Source organism: Ruegeria sp. AN6 (assembly GCF_056540425.1).
Window position 1 is genome coordinate 16,366 of sequence record NZ_JBQFWR010000017.1, and the last position, 15,000, is coordinate 31,365.

General features: G+C 55.5%; 21 protein-coding genes. 20 read left to right on the forward strand and 1 reads right to left on the reverse strand.

Translation table 11 applies throughout. The annotated features are described in order from the left end of the window. Positions 1–13 precede the first annotated feature (13 nt). The 7 genes from tuf to ACR0MQ_RS19490 all read left to right on the forward strand — a co-directional run bounded on the left by tuf (position 14) and on the right by ACR0MQ_RS19490 (position 6,024). Complete coding sequence (gene tuf / locus ACR0MQ_RS19460; RefSeq protein ID WP_010441214.1) at positions 14–1,189, forward strand: elongation factor Tu; 1,176 nt, start codon at positions 14–16, stop codon at positions 1,187–1,189. A 432-nt stretch (positions 1,190–1,621) separates the two neighbouring features. Continuing rightward, a complete protein-coding gene (locus ACR0MQ_RS19465; RefSeq protein WP_480610230.1) occupies positions 1,622–2,587 on the forward strand; it encodes an acyltransferase family protein in 966 nt (321 codons plus the stop codon). A 268-nt stretch (positions 2,588–2,855) separates the two neighbouring features. After that, complete coding sequence (gene rpsJ, locus ACR0MQ_RS19470) at positions 2,856–3,170, forward strand: 30S ribosomal protein S10 (RefSeq protein WP_008756422.1); 315 nt, start codon at positions 2,856–2,858, stop codon at positions 3,168–3,170. A gap of 18 nt (positions 3,171–3,188) precedes the next feature. Then, positions 3,189–3,914, forward strand: a complete 726-nt coding sequence (rplC, locus tag ACR0MQ_RS19475) for a 50S ribosomal protein L3 (RefSeq protein WP_039538255.1) — start codon at positions 3,189–3,191, stop codon at positions 3,912–3,914. Then, entirely contained in the window at positions 3,911–4,528 is a 618-nt protein-coding gene (gene rplD / locus ACR0MQ_RS19480; RefSeq protein ID WP_010437039.1) for a 50S ribosomal protein L4, read from the forward strand. The genes rplC and rplD overlap by 4 nt, the downstream gene beginning before the upstream one ends. Further along, a complete protein-coding gene (locus ACR0MQ_RS19485; RefSeq protein WP_010437040.1) occupies positions 4,525–4,821 on the forward strand; it encodes a 50S ribosomal protein L23 in 297 nt (98 codons plus the stop codon). The genes rplD and ACR0MQ_RS19485 overlap by 4 nt, the downstream gene beginning before the upstream one ends. 168 nt (positions 4,822–4,989) lie before the next feature. Then, positions 4,990–6,024: a fatty acid desaturase gene (locus tag ACR0MQ_RS19490; protein WP_480610232.1), complete on the forward strand. Its 1,035-nt coding sequence runs from the start codon at positions 4,990–4,992 to the stop codon at positions 6,022–6,024. Positions 6,025–6,221: 197 nt separating this feature from the next. Here the strand turns inward: ACR0MQ_RS19490 and ACR0MQ_RS19495 are convergent, their stop codons facing one another. After that, on the reverse strand, positions 6,222–6,728 hold the full coding sequence (locus tag ACR0MQ_RS19495; RefSeq protein WP_170775919.1) for a MarR family transcriptional regulator: 507 nt from the start codon (positions 6,726–6,728) through the stop codon (positions 6,222–6,224). A 38-nt stretch (positions 6,729–6,766) separates the two neighbouring features. Between ACR0MQ_RS19495 and ACR0MQ_RS19500 the strand changes: the two genes are divergently transcribed. From ACR0MQ_RS19500 to rpmC, 13 genes are all read left to right on the forward strand, one after another. Continuing rightward, a complete protein-coding gene (locus tag ACR0MQ_RS19500; protein ID WP_170775920.1) occupies positions 6,767–7,348 on the forward strand; it encodes a YceI family protein in 582 nt (193 codons plus the stop codon). A gap of 85 nt (positions 7,349–7,433) precedes the next feature. Next, positions 7,434–8,066: a hypothetical protein gene (locus tag ACR0MQ_RS19505; protein WP_480610234.1), complete on the forward strand. Its 633-nt coding sequence runs from the start codon at positions 7,434–7,436 to the stop codon at positions 8,064–8,066. Positions 8,067–8,198: 132 nt separating this feature from the next. Continuing rightward, complete coding sequence (locus ACR0MQ_RS19510; RefSeq protein WP_170775922.1) at positions 8,199–9,290, forward strand: acyltransferase family protein; 1,092 nt, start codon at positions 8,199–8,201, stop codon at positions 9,288–9,290. 245 nt (positions 9,291–9,535) lie between these two features. Beyond that, a complete protein-coding gene (gene rplB, locus ACR0MQ_RS19515) occupies positions 9,536–10,378 on the forward strand; it encodes a 50S ribosomal protein L2 (RefSeq protein WP_008757664.1) in 843 nt (280 codons plus the stop codon). A 3-nt stretch (positions 10,379–10,381) separates the two neighbouring features. Continuing rightward, positions 10,382–10,660 carry a 30S ribosomal protein S19 gene (gene rpsS / locus ACR0MQ_RS19520; protein ID WP_010437056.1) on the forward strand — a complete coding sequence of 93 codons (279 nt, stop codon included), beginning with the start codon at positions 10,382–10,384 and terminating at the stop codon, positions 10,658–10,660. A gap of 3 nt (positions 10,661–10,663) precedes the next feature. Then, positions 10,664–11,044, forward strand: a complete 381-nt coding sequence (gene rplV / locus ACR0MQ_RS19525) for a 50S ribosomal protein L22 (RefSeq protein WP_008756532.1) — start codon at positions 10,664–10,666, stop codon at positions 11,042–11,044. Then, positions 11,044–11,754: a 30S ribosomal protein S3 gene (rpsC, locus tag ACR0MQ_RS19530; RefSeq protein ID WP_010437060.1), complete on the forward strand. Its 711-nt coding sequence runs from the start codon at positions 11,044–11,046 to the stop codon at positions 11,752–11,754. The genes rplV and rpsC overlap by 1 nt, the downstream gene beginning before the upstream one ends. A gap of 12 nt (positions 11,755–11,766) precedes the next feature. Then, the gene (gene rplP, locus ACR0MQ_RS19535; protein WP_010437070.1) at positions 11,767–12,180 is read left to right on the forward strand and encodes a 50S ribosomal protein L16; all 414 of its coding nucleotides are present in this window, start codon (positions 11,767–11,769) and stop codon (positions 12,178–12,180) included. A 160-nt stretch (positions 12,181–12,340) separates the two neighbouring features. Next, positions 12,341–12,889: an amino acid synthesis family protein gene (locus tag ACR0MQ_RS19540; protein WP_480610237.1), complete on the forward strand. Its 549-nt coding sequence runs from the start codon at positions 12,341–12,343 to the stop codon at positions 12,887–12,889. A gap of 40 nt (positions 12,890–12,929) precedes the next feature. Then, positions 12,930–13,550, forward strand: a complete 621-nt coding sequence (locus ACR0MQ_RS19545) for a 2OG-Fe(II) oxygenase family protein (protein WP_480610239.1) — start codon at positions 12,930–12,932, stop codon at positions 13,548–13,550. A gap of 217 nt (positions 13,551–13,767) precedes the next feature. Beyond that, the gene (locus ACR0MQ_RS19550; protein ID WP_010437077.1) at positions 13,768–13,974 is read left to right on the forward strand and encodes a cold-shock protein; all 207 of its coding nucleotides are present in this window, start codon (positions 13,768–13,770) and stop codon (positions 13,972–13,974) included. 194 nt (positions 13,975–14,168) lie between these two features. Further along, complete coding sequence (locus tag ACR0MQ_RS19555) at positions 14,169–14,594, forward strand: ester cyclase (protein WP_010437079.1); 426 nt, start codon at positions 14,169–14,171, stop codon at positions 14,592–14,594. Between the two features lie 195 nt (positions 14,595–14,789). Then, positions 14,790–14,996: a 50S ribosomal protein L29 gene (rpmC, locus tag ACR0MQ_RS19560; RefSeq protein WP_010437082.1), complete on the forward strand. Its 207-nt coding sequence runs from the start codon at positions 14,790–14,792 to the stop codon at positions 14,994–14,996. Positions 14,997–15,000 lie beyond the last annotated feature (4 nt).

The window sequence follows — 15,000 nt, forward strand, 5'->3', positions numbered from 1 at the left end:
AAAGGAGGCCATCATGGCAAAGGAAAAGTTTGAGCGTAATAAGCCGCACGTCAACATCGGCACGATTGGCCACGTTGACCACGGCAAGACCACGCTGACCGCAGCAATCACCAAGTATTTCGGTGACTTCAAAGCGTATGACCAGATTGACGGCGCGCCGGAAGAAAAAGCACGTGGCATCACCATCTCGACCGCCCACGTGGAGTACGAGACCGACAACCGCCACTACGCGCATGTCGACTGCCCCGGCCACGCCGACTACGTCAAGAACATGATCACCGGTGCTGCTCAGATGGACGGCGCGATCCTGGTTGTGAACGCAGCTGACGGCCCGATGCCGCAAACGCGCGAGCACATCCTGCTGGGCCGCCAGGTTGGCATCCCGAAGATGGTCGTGTTCATGAACAAAGTTGATCAGGTTGACGACGAAGAGCTGCTGGAACTGGTTGAGATGGAAGTTCGCGAACTGCTGTCCAGCTACGAATACCCCGGCGACGACATTCCGATCATCGCAGGTTCGGCTCTGGCCGCGATGGAAGGCAACAACCCGGAAATCGGCGAAGAGAAGATCAAGGAACTGATGGCGGCTGTAGATGACTACATCGACACCCCTGAGCGTGAAGTTGACAAGCCGTTCCTGATGCCGGTCGAAGACGTGTTCTCGATCTCGGGCCGTGGTACTGTTGTTACGGGTCGTGTTGAGCGTGGTGTGATCAATGTTGGCGACGAGATCGAAATCGTCGGCATCCGTGACACTCAGAAAACCACCTGCACTGGTGTTGAAATGTTCCGCAAGCTGCTGGATCGTGGTGAAGCGGGCGACAACATCGGCGCGCTGCTGCGCGGCATCGACCGTGACGGCGTTGAGCGTGGCCAGGTTCTGTGTAAGCCGGGCTCAGTAACACCGCACACCAAGTTCGAAGCCGAAGCCTACATCCTGACCAAGGAAGAAGGCGGTCGTCACACCCCGTTCTTCGCGAACTACCGTCCGCAGTTCTACTTCCGGACCACTGACGTGACCGGCACTGTGACCCTGGCGGCTGGCACCGAGATGGTTATGCCCGGCGACAACGTCGGCTTCACCGTCGAGCTGATCGCACCGATCGCGATGGAAGACGGCCTGCGCTTTGCGATCCGCGAAGGCGGCCGCACCGTCGGCGCCGGCGTCGTGTCAAAAATCATCGAATAAGTCGCGCAAGCGAATGTTCAGACGAAAAGAGCGTCCCTTAGGGCGCTCTTTTTTTGTCTAAACTCACCTCTCCCTCGGCGCAGACAGAGTGTCGAAGCTTGTTGGTCTAAGGCTATCACGCGCCAAAATTTCTGGGCAGAAGCGGGTTAAGGGGCTGAGACTACTTGTCGAATATTCTCGGGCGTCTCTCTGCCAAGCAACCTCACTAGCGGCCTTCCTAACTTGACCATCGCGGGCAAGGTGCCTCCCCGATCGCCTCTGAACTTGATTACAAGATCACACATAAGTAGGCTGTCAGCTACGATGTCCACTTGTATGTTTTGGTGCAAGTCGGGTCCAACAAGTTCTGAGTTTGTATAGTGTGAATTGGTGACTGAGACTTTACCGCATTCCAACACAGCCACAGTGAAACAGGCCGCGCGCGATCAGTGGGTGGATGCGATCCGCGGTTTTGGCATATTGCTCGTCACCATCGGCCACACCTGGCGCGGCATCGAAGGAGCGGGCTTGATTCCGAACCTTGCACTCTTTGAGGCCGTCGATGCGCGTATCTATGCCTTTCACATGCCCCTGTTTTTTATGGTTTCAGGCTTCTATTTTCCCAGAGTGCTCGGGGCCAAAAGCTGGGTGCCATTTCTGACAAGCCGAGTGGAACGCCTGTTGTGGCCCTTGTTCGTCTGGACGTATCTGTTCTTTGCCTTTCGGATTGCGGCCGGGAGTCTGGCCAATACGCAATCCAGCTGGTCAGACTTCCCCTGGTTTCCGCTCCCCCCGCGCGAGCAATTTTGGTTTCTTTGGGCACTTTTCCTCATTCAGATCTCCGCGCTTTTGATCAAGCCGTGGCTAGGTGAGGATAAGCGCAGAGCGACTGCTCTGTGTTCATTGATGCTGTTGATGTCTTTGGTGCTGTACGCTTTTCCGCTCGGGCTTACCGATTATGGCGTGTGGCTGCACGGAGCCTATTTTAATGCACCGTATTTCTTCCTTGGAGCGGTCATTGGCCGTGCGGGCCTTCCCACGATATCCAACAAACTTGGCGCCACCGCGCTTGTTCTTTTTTTGGTGCTGATTGCCTTTGCCCCTGCGTTGGAAACAGGTCAAGCTTCTAGGCTGTTGCTTGCGACCAGTCTTTGCGTGTTGTGTTGCGGGGCAATTCAGTTTTTGTATCGCCAATTCAATGGAGCAGGTTCGCTGTTCGCCTTTTGTGGGGTGGCGTCGCTGGCAATTTTTGTTGCACACGTGATCTTCTCGGCGGCCACCCGGGCCGTCCTGATCAAGCTGGGTGTAGACGATATCTGGTTGCACCTAGTTGCCGGAACCGTGATTGGTATGCTCGGCCCGATTTGCTTGTACCTGATTGCAAAGCGCCTGAACGTCTTGCGTTTGGTGGGATTCTGAGCCTTCTCAGCTTGTATGTTTCTGCATATCTATACAAAACTTGGGTCAGCGTTTGGTGCAGTGAGTTGTCCGCTAAAGGGCAACCGGATGTAACATCGTCCCGTGGTGGCCAATTGCCCCTTGCCAAACCCCACACACCCCTGTATTTCGCGCGAGTTCTCAACAAGAACATCAAGGCGGGGTGATTCCCGCCTTTTGGGTTCGATGAGGGTTGGCGATGCGCGCTTGTCCTCCTCTCAACCTCAACGCCTGATAAAAGGCTGTTAATATGCAAAGCCAAAACATCCGTATTCGGCTGAAGGCATTTGACTATCGCGTTCTGGATGCCAGCACGCAAGAGATCGTCAACACTGCCAAGCGGACCGGCGCGAACGTGCGCGGCCCGATCCCGCTGCCGAACAAGATTGAGAAGTTCACGGTTCTCCGTGGCCCTCACGTTGACAAGAAATCCCGCGACCAGTTCGAGATCCGCACCCACAAGCGTCTCTTGGACATCGTTGATCCGACCCCCCAGACCGTTGACGCGCTGATGAAGCTCGACCTCGCTGCTGGTGTGGACGTCGAGATCAAGCTGCAGTCGTAAGATCGGAGGGTATAGATTATGCGCTCTGGTATTATCGCAAAAAAAGTTGGCATGACCCGCCTGTTCATGGAAGACGGCAAGCAGATTCCTGTGACCGTTCTTCACCTGGACAACCTGCAGGTCGTCGCACAGCGTACCGCTGACAAAGACGGCTATACTGCCGTTCAGCTGGGCGCCGGTGCTGCCAAGGCAAAACGCACCTCGAAGGCCATGCGCGGTCACTATGCCGCTGCCAAGGTCGAGCCCAAGCGTAAGCTGGCCGAGTTCCGCGTCTCCGAAGATGGCCTGATTGATGTGGGCGCCGAGATTTCGGCAGAACACTTCCTGGAAGGTCAGAAAGTTGACGTTTCGGGTACTTCGATCGGTAAAGGCTTTGCCGGTGCGATGAAGCGTTGGAACTTTGGTGGTCTGCGCGCCTCGCACGGTGTTTCGATCAGCCACCGTTCGCACGGTTCGACCGGTCAGTGTCAGGACCCGGGCAAGGTGTTCAAAGGCAAGAAGATGGCCGGTCACATGGGTGCTGCCCGTGTTACCACCCAGAACCTGGAAGTTGTCAAAACCGACGCCGACCGGAACCTGGTCTTCATCAAAGGCGCCGTTCCCGGACCGAAATCGGGCTGGGTCACCGTCAAGGACGCCGTCAAGAAGAAAGCACCTGAAGGTCTGCCGTTCCCGGCAGCCGTAAAAGGTGCTGCAACTGAAGCACCTGCGGAAGAAGCTCCCGCGGAAGGTGGTGAAGCATGAAACTTGATGTAATCAAACTGGACGGCGGCAAAGCCGGCAACATCGAGCTGGATGCAGACCTGTTCGGCCTCGAGCCGCGTGCGGACATCCTGCACCGTGTGGTCCGTTGGCAGCGCAACAATGCGCAAGCCGGCACCCACAAGGTGAAGACTCGTTCGGAAACCAGCTACTCGACCAAGAAGATCTATCGCCAGAAAGGCACCGGTGGCGCTCGCCATGGTGACCGTAACGCGCCGATCTTCCGTGGTGGTGGTATCTACAAAGGCCCCGTGGTTCGTTCGCATGGTCACGACCTGCCCAAGAAGTTCCGCAAGCTTGGCCTGCGCCACGCTCTGTCGGCAAAAGCCAAGGCAGGTGAACTGGTCGTAATCGAGAACGCCGAAGCCGAAGGCAAGACCGCCGCTCTGGCCAAACAGGTTGCAAACCTGGGCTGGAAACGCGCTCTGGTCATCGACGGTGCTACCGTGAACGAAGGGTTCCTGAAAGCGTCCAAGAACATCGAAGGTCTGGATATCCTGCCGTCGATGGGCGCAAACGTCTATGACATCCTCAAGCGTGACACTCTGGTGCTCACCAAAGCGGCTGTCGAAGCACTGGAGGCTCGTCTGAAATGAGCGCGAAGGCAGAACACTACGACGTGATCCGCAAGCCGGTCATCACCGAAAAGTCGACCATGGCGTCCGAAAACGGCGCGGTTGTCTTTGAAGTGGCGATCGATAGCAACAAGCCGCAAATCAAAGAGGCCGTTGAGGCTCTGTTTGGTGTGAAGGTCAAAGCGGTGAACACCACCGTGACCAAAGGCAAGGTCAAGCGGTTCCGCGGCCAACTGGGCCGTCGCAAAGACGTCAAAAAAGCATATGTGACCCTGGAAGAGGGTAACACCATCGACGTGTCCACCGGTCTCTGATCGAACCCGTCTTTGGAGAGATATGAAGGCCCCCGCGAAAGTGGGGGTTTTTTCTTTAGCAGCGACACAGAAAATTGAGCGCGGAACGATCGTGTTTTGAACAAATCGCTTGCTAAGTCGGGCCGGTAGTCTATCCGGTACCCAACAAACAAAAGATATGGCAGGCGTATGGCAAACTTTTCTCACTCGACCCGGGAAAATCCGGATGTGACCGCGGCGCGGGATTGGGTGTCTACACTTGCCAAATACCGCGAACCGAACCAGTGGCGCAGTTCCTTTGAGCTGGGTGTCAGCATCATCCCTTTCTTTGCGCTTTGGACGCTGTCCTGGATGTCACTTTCGCTCAGCTATTGGCTGGCGTTTGCGATTTCGGCCCTCAATGCAGCCTTCCTGCTGCGGCTGTTTGCGATCCAGCATGATTGCGGGCACGGGGCGTTCTTCAAAAACAGGGCGGTCAGCGACTGGGTCGGGCGGGTGATCGGGGTGTTTACGCTGACACCCTATGATGTCTGGCGTCGTACGCATTCCACGCATCACAACAGCTCGGGCAATCTGGACAAACGCGGCATGGGCGATGTCCATACGCTGACAGTGGCCGAGTATAAGGCGAAGACGCCAATGAACCGGTTCTGGTATCGTGTGTATCGCCATCCCATAACCCTGTTCGGTTTTGGCCCTGGCTATTTGTTCATGTTTCAGAACCGTCTTCCGCTTGGGCTGACCAGCAGCTTCAGGTTCTGGGTCAGCGCGATGGGCACCAACGTGGTCATTCTGGCTGCTTTACTGGCTGTTTATTATTTTGGCGGCCTGATGCCGGTCTTGTTGATTTTCCTGCCTTCGACCCTGATTGCCGCAACCGCAGGCGTATGGCTGTTCTACGTCCAGCACCAATTCGAGGACACGCACTGGGATCCCGATAAAGACTGGCAACTGCACGAAGCTGCCCTGCATGGAAGTTCCCACTACATCCTGCCGTCGGTATTGCAGTGGTTCAGCGCCAATATCGGTATCCACCATGTGCACCATCTGTACAGCCGCATCCCGTTCTACCGCCTGACCGAAGTGCTGCGCGATCATGATGAATTGGCAAACAGCAACCAGATGACCATCCGAGAAAGCCTCGCCAACGCGCGCCTACATCTGTGGGACGAGCAAAGTCGTCGTCTTTTGTCCTTCGCCGAAGCCCGTGCGCTTTATGGGTGATGGTAGGTTTTGCGGCTAGTTGAGCCGTCGGAAAGACATCGAGAAAGCATATAAGACCTTGGAAGAGGGTAACACCTTCAACGTGTCCACCGGTCTCTGATCGAACCCGCCTTGGGAGAAAGACTAAGTCCACTGCGAAAGCGGGTTTTTTGTGCCCCAATGTGAGGTGCTAGCCCATACACGCTATCAAAGTTCCTTCAGTCTGGACTGGATTGATCCTGTTCTGCTTCGATGAATGCTTGCCAGCCATCCACTTTACCAAACGCGCGCATTCTTTCGTGCAGCATAGGACCATATATGGACCACATGCGTTTTCGTAAGTTCCGGCCCTTTTCCGTAACTTTCAGAACTTTTCCACGTCTATCACGATCAGATTCGATGAACTCCACCAATCCCTCTGCCAATAGCCGCTTGCTCAGATGGGACAGGTTCGACTGTTCGAATATGGTATCCTGAGCAAGCTCATACGGACGCAACTGACCCCCGTGCCGTTCAAGCGACCAAAGCACATCATACCATTTCAAAGGTGGAAACCCGGCATCCTTTAGGGCCGCGCCGATGTCAGACTGGATGCGCCGGGTAGCGCGGTTCATAGCGACCCAGATTTCTGTCTCAAACTCTGTTGGCAGATCGTTCTTCACAACTTCGTGTTTGCCTTGTTTCTGATTGCAGTCTTGGTTCGACTTAATTAGATGAAAATTCATCTACATTCCAGTGCCCATCGGATGAAAGGAATACAACCATGACTTTTAAACCTGTGATTGCCGCCGCTGCCTTGACCGTTGCCGTGACACCGGCCCTTGCGCAAACCTACAAGACCGATCAGGGGCATACCGAAGTCAGGTTCGGTTGGAGCCACGCAGGTGTCTCGAACCAGCATGGCGAGTTCACCAAAGTAGACGGCGTGCTGGACCTGAATGCCGACGATGTGGAGGCCTCGACGTTGAACGTGACAATTGACACCAACAGCCTGGCTTCGGGGTTTGGGCCTTTGGATGATCACCTTAGATCGGCTGATTTCTTCGAGGTTGAAACCTATCCCGAGATCACATTCGTCAGTACCGAAATCAAACGGACCGGCGATACAACGGCGGATGTGACCGGAGATCTGACCATCCATGGCGTGACCAAGCCCGTAACGCTGCAGGCCACGCTGACCCATCAGGGCGAGCATCCTTTGGGTGGCGCCATCGAGTATTACAAAGGCGATTGGGTTGCTTTCTCGGCGACCGGAGAGATTGATCACACAGAGTTTGGTGTCGGTCCGTTCTCGACCGGACCGATATCCATCATGATCGATACCGAGATGAAGGCGGACGGGTGAAATCTTAGCTGGGCCATTGGAAAGACGTCGATCCAGTATAGTTTACTGTGGAAGAGGATAACTCAATCGACGTGAGGACAGGCCTTTGATCCGGCGCTTGCTGCAACTATTCACGGCCTCGGAGGTTCAACCCGCCGGGGCCGACTTCGTTTCTGACCCTGCGACTGTGCGTGTGCAGGTGCTGGAACAGATGCGGGCGTTCAGCGCCGAGCCGTATTTTCAGATCGCTGATGAACGGCTTGGGTTGTTATCGGTGTTCGATGACCTGAAATACGACCGGGCGGATGTGGACATGATCTCTCCGGCGATGCGCAAGCATGTGATCGGAAAGCTTGGCCCGCTTGGGTTTCGTCAGACCTCCGGCACGGTGTTGGAGCACGCCGAGGCCGATATGCGCGTGCACAACCCGAAATTCCACGCTCTCGGCGCGTCGCCTTTCGACATCGCGCGCTACACCGAGAAACGCCCGCAGGATTACTGCCTACTAACGCCCACGCAGGTGGCCTGTCAGTACGTGGATCATCTTGAGCTGGACGAGGCTGTGCAGCGGATCGAAGCGCTGATTGCGAAGCATCCGATCAACCTGCTCAAACTGGCGGATTATCTGGAAGGCACACCCAAACACCGCGCCTTTCGCGAGGTGTTGGGGCATATCAAACTCAAGCAGAGGATCGCGGTGGAGTCTGAGCCGCTGTGCCGCAGGCGGTCCTTGGGGTGATCGGCGGCACCTTATACTCGAAAGACAGCGACACAAAAATGCCTCTCTTGGATGTTAATAGAGGGCTCAAACCAGTTTCAAAAACTGAAGGTTGATCGATAAGAAAAAAGGCTAAGAACTTGTGGCAGAGCTGTGAAGTCTTCTACCGGTGAGTACTACGTCGGATTGGATCATGTGCGCGCTTTCGCGGCGTTTATGGTTTTTTCCTGGCATTTTTCACATGTCAATGGCGGGCATCTGATGCCCCCAACAGTGGTGCCGTTTTCGCTGTTTACTGAAGGTCACGTCGGAGTTGCACTGTTTATGTGTCTCAGCGGGTACCTGTTTGCAAAGCTGCTGGACGGTCGAACTATTGTGTTTTCAGCATTTTTTTGGAACCGTATTATCCGGCTTTTTCCGCTTCTTTTCTGTGTATTCGCGTTCGAAGGTGCAATCCGTTGGCTAAGCGGTCAATCCATGCAACCTTTTTTCGCGACTTTGTTGCAAGGCTTCGTATTGCCTGTTTGGCCGAATGGAGGGTGGTCAATAGCAGTTGAACTGCATTTTTATCTGATCCTCCCCCTGCTTCTCTTCATTTCATCAATTCGGCCACAACTCATTCTGCTGGTAGTGTTAGCTTCCGTTTTGGGACGTTACCTTTATTGGAAAGAGATGGGTGAGGTGCAGTCACTCGCCTATTGGACGATAGTTGGCGGTATTGATCAGTTTGTTTTTGGGATATTCGCCTTTCATTTCAGAGACTGGATGCGCGGCAAACATATGCTTGCCGTAGCGATTGCATCCGCGTTTCTATACTTCAATTTTCAATTTGATGCCTTTGGCGGGTTCTACAAAAATGAAGGATACCCGACGCAAAATCCAATATGGATTTTCTATCCCGCAATCGTCGGCGCCGCATTCGCTTTCCTGATTGCATGGTATGACGGGTCGTTTAAGCCCCGGAGCGTCGGGGTGTCCGGGCTTTTTGCCAAGGTCGGAGCATGTTCCTACTCGATCTATCTGCTTCACGCCTTCTTTGTGTTTGATGTTGCAGAGTATATTGACAAAAACTTGGTTGAGCTGACCGACCCTGTGACGACAACGGGAGTATCGTTCTTGGTGTTCTTGGCTTTTGTCCCCATTGCGTATGTCAGCTTTCAAAAAATTGAAATTCCACCGATGGTTTGGAAAGTTCCGTATCAAAAAATACCAAGCGCAAAGTTGGTGGAACGTGACCTAATTTAAGGTGCCCAACCCGCGATCTGACAGCAGGATGCGCAGTGTGACAGGCGTAGCAATGAACTTTTCGATTCCTATAGACACCCACCCCCAACCCTGTTAGATGCTCCAAATCTTGCGGCCTCGGATTCGTTCCGGGGCCTCTGATATTTGTAACCGGGGACCTTCGGGGCCCTATACCCTTGGCACCTACGGGGGCCTATCACATAGCGGGGGAACCCCTCGCACTTGCTAAACGGAAGACAGAAAGCATGGCACTCAAGTCGTACAAGCCGACGACGCCGGGCCAGCGCGGGCTGGTGCTGATCGACCGTTCGGAGCTTTGGAAAGGACGTCCGGTCAAGTCTCTCACAGAGGGTTTGACCAAATCGGGCGGCCGGAACAACACCGGACGGATCACTTCACGCCGCCGCGGCGGTGGCGCAAAGCGTCTCTACCGGATCGTTGACTTCAAACGGAACAAATTTGATGTCGCGGCAACCGTTGAACGGATCGAATATGACCCGAACCGGACCGCATTCATCGCACTCGTAAAATACGAAGACGGCGAGCAGGCATACATCCTGGCTCCGCAGCGTCTGGCTGTTGGTGACAAAGTCGTGGCATCCGCCAAGGCCGACATCAAGCCGGGCAACGCAATGCCGTTCTCGGGCATGCCCATCGGTACCATCGTCCACAACATCGAGATGAAGCCTGGTAAAGGCGGTCAGATCGCACGTGCGGCCGGTACTTACGCTCAGTTCGTTGGTCGCGATGGCGGCTACGCTCAGATCCGTCTGAGCTCGGGTGAGCTTCGCATGGTCCGTCAGGAATGCATGGCCACCGTCGGTGCCGTGTCCAACCCCGACAACTCGAACCAGAACCTCGGTAAAGCCGGTCGTATGCGCCACAAGGGCGTTCGTCCGTCGGTTCGTGGTGTTGCCATGAACCCGATCGATCACCCGCATGGTGGTGGTGAAGGTCGTACTTCGGGTGGCCGTACGCCGGTTACACCGTGGGGTAAGGACACCAAGGGTAAGCGTACCCGCAACAAGAACAAAGCGTCCCAGAAGCTGATCATCCGCTCGCGGCACGCCAAGAAGAAGGGACGTTAACTCATGTCTCGCTCTGTTTGGAAGGGTCCTTTCGTCGATGCTTACGTGCTGAAAAAAGCCGAAGCAGCGCGCGAGTCGGGCCGCAACGAAGTCATCAAGATTTGGTCGCGTCGTTCCACCATTCTGCCCCAGTTCGTGGGTTTGACCTTTGGTGTGTACAACGGCCATAAGCATATCCCCGTCAACGTCTCGGAAGACATGATCGGTCAAAAGTTTGGTGAATATTCGCCGACTCGTACCTATTACGGTCACGCCGCAGACAAAAAAGCGAAGCGGAAGTAAGTCATGGGCAAGGAAAAGAACCCCCGCCGCGTGGCCGAAAACGAAGCAATGGCGAAAACGCGCATGCTCCGTACCAGCCCGCAGAAACTGAACCTGGTTGCGCAGATGATCCGCGGCAAGAAAGTTGAGAAGGCTCTGACCGACCTGACTTTCTCGAACAAGCGTGTCGCGCAGGACGTCAAGAAGTGCCTGCAGTCTGCAATCGCCAACGCCGAGAACAACCACAACCTGGACGTTGACGAGCTGATCGTCGCCGAAGCCTGGGTTGGCAAGAATTTGGTCATGAAGCGCGGTCGCCCGCGTGCCCGTGGCCGTTTCGGGAAAATCCTGAAGCCGTTCTCGGAGATCACCATCAAGGTGCGTCAAGTTGAGGAGCAAGCCTAATGGGTCATAAAGTCAATCCGATCGGCATGCGCCTGCAGGTCAACCGCACCTGGGACAGCCGTTGGTACGCAGATACCAAGGACTACGGTGATCTTCTGCTGGAAGATCTGAAAATCCGTGAGTTCATCAACAAAGAGTGCAAGCAGGCCGGTGTTGCCCGTGTGATCATCGAACGTCCGCACAAAAAGTGCCGCGTAACGATCCACACCGCACGCCCGGGTGTCATCATCGGTAAGAAAGGCGCGGACATTGAAGTTCTGCGCAAGAAAATCGCGCTGATGACCGACAGCGAACTGCACCTGAACATCGTCGAAGTGCGCAAGCCCGAGCTTGACGCGCAGCTGGTTGCCGAGTCCATCGCTCAGCAGCTGGAGCGCCGCGTCTCGTTCCGCCGCGCGATGAAGCGGTCGGTTCAGAACGCCATGCGTATGGGCGCCCTGGGTATCCGGGTGAACGTCGCTGGTCGTCTGGGCGGCGCTGAAATCGCACGGACCGAGTGGTATCGCGAAGGCCGCGTGCCTCTGCACACCCTGCGCGCCGACATCGATTACGCACATGCCGAAGCGATGACCCCCTACGGGATCATCGGGATCAAGGTCTGGATCTTCAAAGGTGAGATCATGGAGCACGATCCGCAGGCACGTGACCGTAAAGCACAGGAACTCCAGGACGGCCCTGCACCTCGTGGTGCTGGTGGCGGTCGTCGCTAAGGAGGGAAAGATATGCTTCAACCAAAGCGTACTAAATTCCGCAAGATGCACAAAGGCCGGATCAAGGGTCTCGCCAAAGGCGGCTCTGATCTGAACTTTGGCACCTACGGCCTGAAAGCTCTTGAGCCTGAGCGTGTAACCGCACGCCAGATCGAAGCTGCACGTCGTGCCATGACGCGTCACATGAAGCGTCAGGGTCGTGTCTGGATCCGCATCTTCCCCGACACTCCGGTTACTGCAAAGCCGATCGAAGTTCGTATGGGTAAAGGTAAAGGTTCGGTCGACCGCTGGGCATGCAAGGTCAAGCCTGGCCGCGTGATGTTCGAGATCGACGGCGTCAATGACGACATCGCCCGCGAGGCCCTGCGCCTGGCTGCGATGAAGCTGCCGATCAAGACCCGCGTTGTGATCCGCGAAGACTGGTAAGCGATCCGGGGGCAACTCCGCTCGTGACAAAATCGACCCCCGTCGGGACACCGGCGGGGGATTTCTTTTGGCTCGACCGCTTTTGATGATGCAGGTCGCGAAAAAAGTCGACCTCAACCCGCGAGGCCCTTAGGCTGCCCAATAGGAATGAGGGGGGCATATGGTGCAGCTACGCAAAAAGATGTTCATCAAAGAAGTCATAACCACCGACCAGCTGGGTCAGCCATGTGAGCCGATCAGTCGGGTTGCCGCGTTAGCTGTGATACAGAACCCTCTGGCTGGACGCTTCTCGGATGATCTTTCCGAGCTGTTTGAGATCGGAGTCCTTCTGGGCCCTAACCTTGCGGCTGATGCGCTCTCGCAACTGGACGGTGCGCCGGTGTCATATGGCAAGGCAGCGATCATCGGCATGAACGGCGACCTTGAGCAGGGCGGGGCGGTGATCCACCCCAAGCTCGGCGCACCCATGCGCGCGGCGGTCGGCGGTGGTGAGGCGGTGATCCCCTCGAACGCCAAGCTGGGCGCGCCGGGTTGCGCGATTGATCTGCCGCTGGGGCACAAGGACAATCCGTGGTCGTTCGATCATTTCGACACGATGACGCTAAACGTTCCAGACGCGCCGAAACCGGATGAGATCGTGCTGTGCCTCGCCTATGCCGATGGCGGTCGCCCGATTCCGCGCTGTGGCAAAGGGCCCATCAAAAGCTAAGCGTCTGGTCTTGCCGAAAGGGCTGGGGTATTCCCGGCCCATGGCACAGATTGAATCACTCTTCGTCACCCGTCTCTACCGCGCGTCCCTGTCCGAGTTCGATCCTAAGATCGACGCCCAGGAATTGGAAAGCTCTTGCCTTGTCATCGCCGAAGATGATGAAGCCGGGCAGGAATGGTGCGAGGAAAACGGCTATCCCGGTTACACCAGTTATGCCTCGCTCACCGATCTGCCTTGGCGCTTTCCGATCTTCGCTGATCTGGTTACGGCGCTGGATCAGCACGTCGCCGCCTTTGCCAAGGATCTGGAGTTCGATCTGGGCGAGGGAGAGCTTAAGTTGGAAGACCTCTGGATCAACATCCTGCCCGAAGGCGGCATGCATTCCAGCCACTTGCATCCGCACAGCGTGATCTCGGGCACGACTTATGTGGCGATGCCTGAAGGGGCGAGTGCGTTGAAGCTCGAAGATCCGCGTTCTGGCCGTATGATGGCCGCACCGACACGGTTGAAAGGCGGGCGGCGGGATTTGCAGCCGTTCATTTACATGAAGCCTCAGGTGGGCGACGTTCTGCTATGGGAAAGCTGGCTGCGCCACGAGGTACCGATGAACATGGCCGAGGATGAGCGGATTTCGGTGAGTTTTAATTATAAGTGGGAGTGATGGCGCAGCAATCTGTCAGAGCCCTGATCAACCACGATTCACATTGATCTGTCGATTAGCCTTGCAATGCGACCGAACATGACCCATGTGAAGCACGCTTACGTTTTTCTTTTTCGACCACTGTCTCCCGATATTCGGCGTTCAGTCTCTCGATCCAGACCGACCACGCCGCGCTGTCGCAATCCTGCGGACAGCAATTTATTAGGAGACTACGGATATGGCCAATGGCACCGTAAAATGGTTCAACACAACTAAAGGTTTTGGCTTCATCGCACCTGAGACTGGTGGCAAAGACGTGTTTGTACACATCTCTGCTGTCGAGCGCTCGGGTCTGACCGGCCTGGCCGACGACCAGAAAGTAACATTCGACATCGAGCCCGGCCGTGACGGTCGCGAGTCGGCTGTGAACATCGCTCTGGCGTAAGTCACTCAGACATAGACGGTTGAAGACGCGGTCTCGTGCAAACGGGGCCGCGTTTTGCGTTTCCAAGCTCCATGAAACAATTCTGGACGGGGTACGAAACTTCGTTGGCAGAATCCGTCAAATCTCAATGTGAGAAACCAGAAGCCAGCTCATTTTCTATCCTGTATCCTGCGTGGATAACGGAGGTATCCAGTATGAAAGAAGCAGAGCGGGTGGTTCGCCAATTCCATGAAAGCTGGGGCATGCGCGATCCTGATCGTGGCGCTGAAGTGATTGCTGAAGATTGCCAGTTCGAAGATGTTGCTCGGGACGAAAAGCAGCTTGGAAAGTTGGCGTATAAAGAGGACTACGAGCGTTGGCGAACGGCATTCCCAGATGGAGAATGCATTGTGGACAATGTAATCGTCAGCGATTGCGGTGAATGGGCAATCGTAGAGTTCCACAATAACGGAACCCACACTGGTGTTCTGCATTCAAGCCTCGGTGACTTCGAACCAACCGGAAAGCGTTACGAAGTGCGCTATTGCTCAGTAATGCGGGTAGTGGGCGGTATGGTTGTCGAGGGACGAGACTATTACGACAGCGCCACTATTGCACGGCATTTAGGCTTGGTGAAATAGGCAACGACTTTTGCGTGAGGGTGGGCGAAGTTTTTTCTAAACTTTCCCTTGCCACCCACCCCCTATCCCACTATAGAGCGGCATCTTGCGATCTCCCGGCCTAGTCGGGCGATTCGTATGTCTATCATTCATCCACCAGGTCAAAGGTGACCCGTGTACGGGGCCTTCTGGTGTTTTGAGCAAAGGAAAAAGGCGATGAACGCCCAAGAACTGCGTGACAAGACCCCGGACCAGCTCCGCGAGGAACTGGCCAACCTGAAGAAAGAGAGCTTTAACCTGCGCTTTCAACAGGCAACCGGTCAGCTGGAAAACACAGCCGGCATCAAAGCGGCCCGCCGCAATGCTGCCCGTGTCAAAACCATTCTGAACGAAAAGGCCGCTGCTGCGGCATCCGAGGAGTAATCAG

What these genes read in the sequence shown, in the direction of transcription:
- tuf (WP_010441214.1), top strand. Translation starts at nt 14, where the DNA reads ATGGCAAAGGAAAAGTTTGAGCGTAATAAGCCGCACGTCAACATCGGC.
- rpsJ (WP_008756422.1), top strand. Translation starts at nt 2,856, where the DNA reads ATGCAAAGCCAAAACATCCGTATTCGGCTGAAGGCATTTGACTATCGC.
- rplC (WP_039538255.1), top strand. Translation starts at nt 3,189, where the DNA reads ATGCGCTCTGGTATTATCGCAAAAAAAGTTGGCATGACCCGCCTGTTC.
- rplD (WP_010437039.1), top strand. Translation starts at nt 3,911, where the DNA reads ATGAAACTTGATGTAATCAAACTGGACGGCGGCAAAGCCGGCAACATC.
- ACR0MQ_RS19485 (WP_010437040.1), top strand. Translation starts at nt 4,525, where the DNA reads ATGAGCGCGAAGGCAGAACACTACGACGTGATCCGCAAGCCGGTCATC.
- ACR0MQ_RS19490 (WP_480610232.1), top strand. Translation starts at nt 4,990, where the DNA reads ATGGCAAACTTTTCTCACTCGACCCGGGAAAATCCGGATGTGACCGCG.
- ACR0MQ_RS19495 (WP_170775919.1), bottom strand. Translation starts at nt 6,728, where the DNA reads ATGAATTTTCATCTAATTAAGTCGAACCAAGACTGCAATCAGAAACAA.
- ACR0MQ_RS19500 (WP_170775920.1), top strand. Translation starts at nt 6,767, where the DNA reads ATGACTTTTAAACCTGTGATTGCCGCCGCTGCCTTGACCGTTGCCGTG.
- rplB (WP_008757664.1), top strand. Translation starts at nt 9,536, where the DNA reads ATGGCACTCAAGTCGTACAAGCCGACGACGCCGGGCCAGCGCGGGCTG.
- rpsS (WP_010437056.1), top strand. Translation starts at nt 10,382, where the DNA reads ATGTCTCGCTCTGTTTGGAAGGGTCCTTTCGTCGATGCTTACGTGCTG.
- rplV (WP_008756532.1), top strand. Translation starts at nt 10,664, where the DNA reads ATGGGCAAGGAAAAGAACCCCCGCCGCGTGGCCGAAAACGAAGCAATG.
- rpsC (WP_010437060.1), top strand. Translation starts at nt 11,044, where the DNA reads ATGGGTCATAAAGTCAATCCGATCGGCATGCGCCTGCAGGTCAACCGC.
- rplP (WP_010437070.1), top strand. Translation starts at nt 11,767, where the DNA reads ATGCTTCAACCAAAGCGTACTAAATTCCGCAAGATGCACAAAGGCCGG.
- ACR0MQ_RS19540 (WP_480610237.1), top strand. Translation starts at nt 12,341, where the DNA reads ATGGTGCAGCTACGCAAAAAGATGTTCATCAAAGAAGTCATAACCACC.
- ACR0MQ_RS19545 (WP_480610239.1), top strand. Translation starts at nt 12,930, where the DNA reads ATGGCACAGATTGAATCACTCTTCGTCACCCGTCTCTACCGCGCGTCC.
- ACR0MQ_RS19550 (WP_010437077.1), top strand. Translation starts at nt 13,768, where the DNA reads ATGGCCAATGGCACCGTAAAATGGTTCAACACAACTAAAGGTTTTGGC.
- ACR0MQ_RS19555 (WP_010437079.1), top strand. Translation starts at nt 14,169, where the DNA reads ATGAAAGAAGCAGAGCGGGTGGTTCGCCAATTCCATGAAAGCTGGGGC.
- rpmC (WP_010437082.1), top strand. Translation starts at nt 14,790, where the DNA reads ATGAACGCCCAAGAACTGCGTGACAAGACCCCGGACCAGCTCCGCGAG.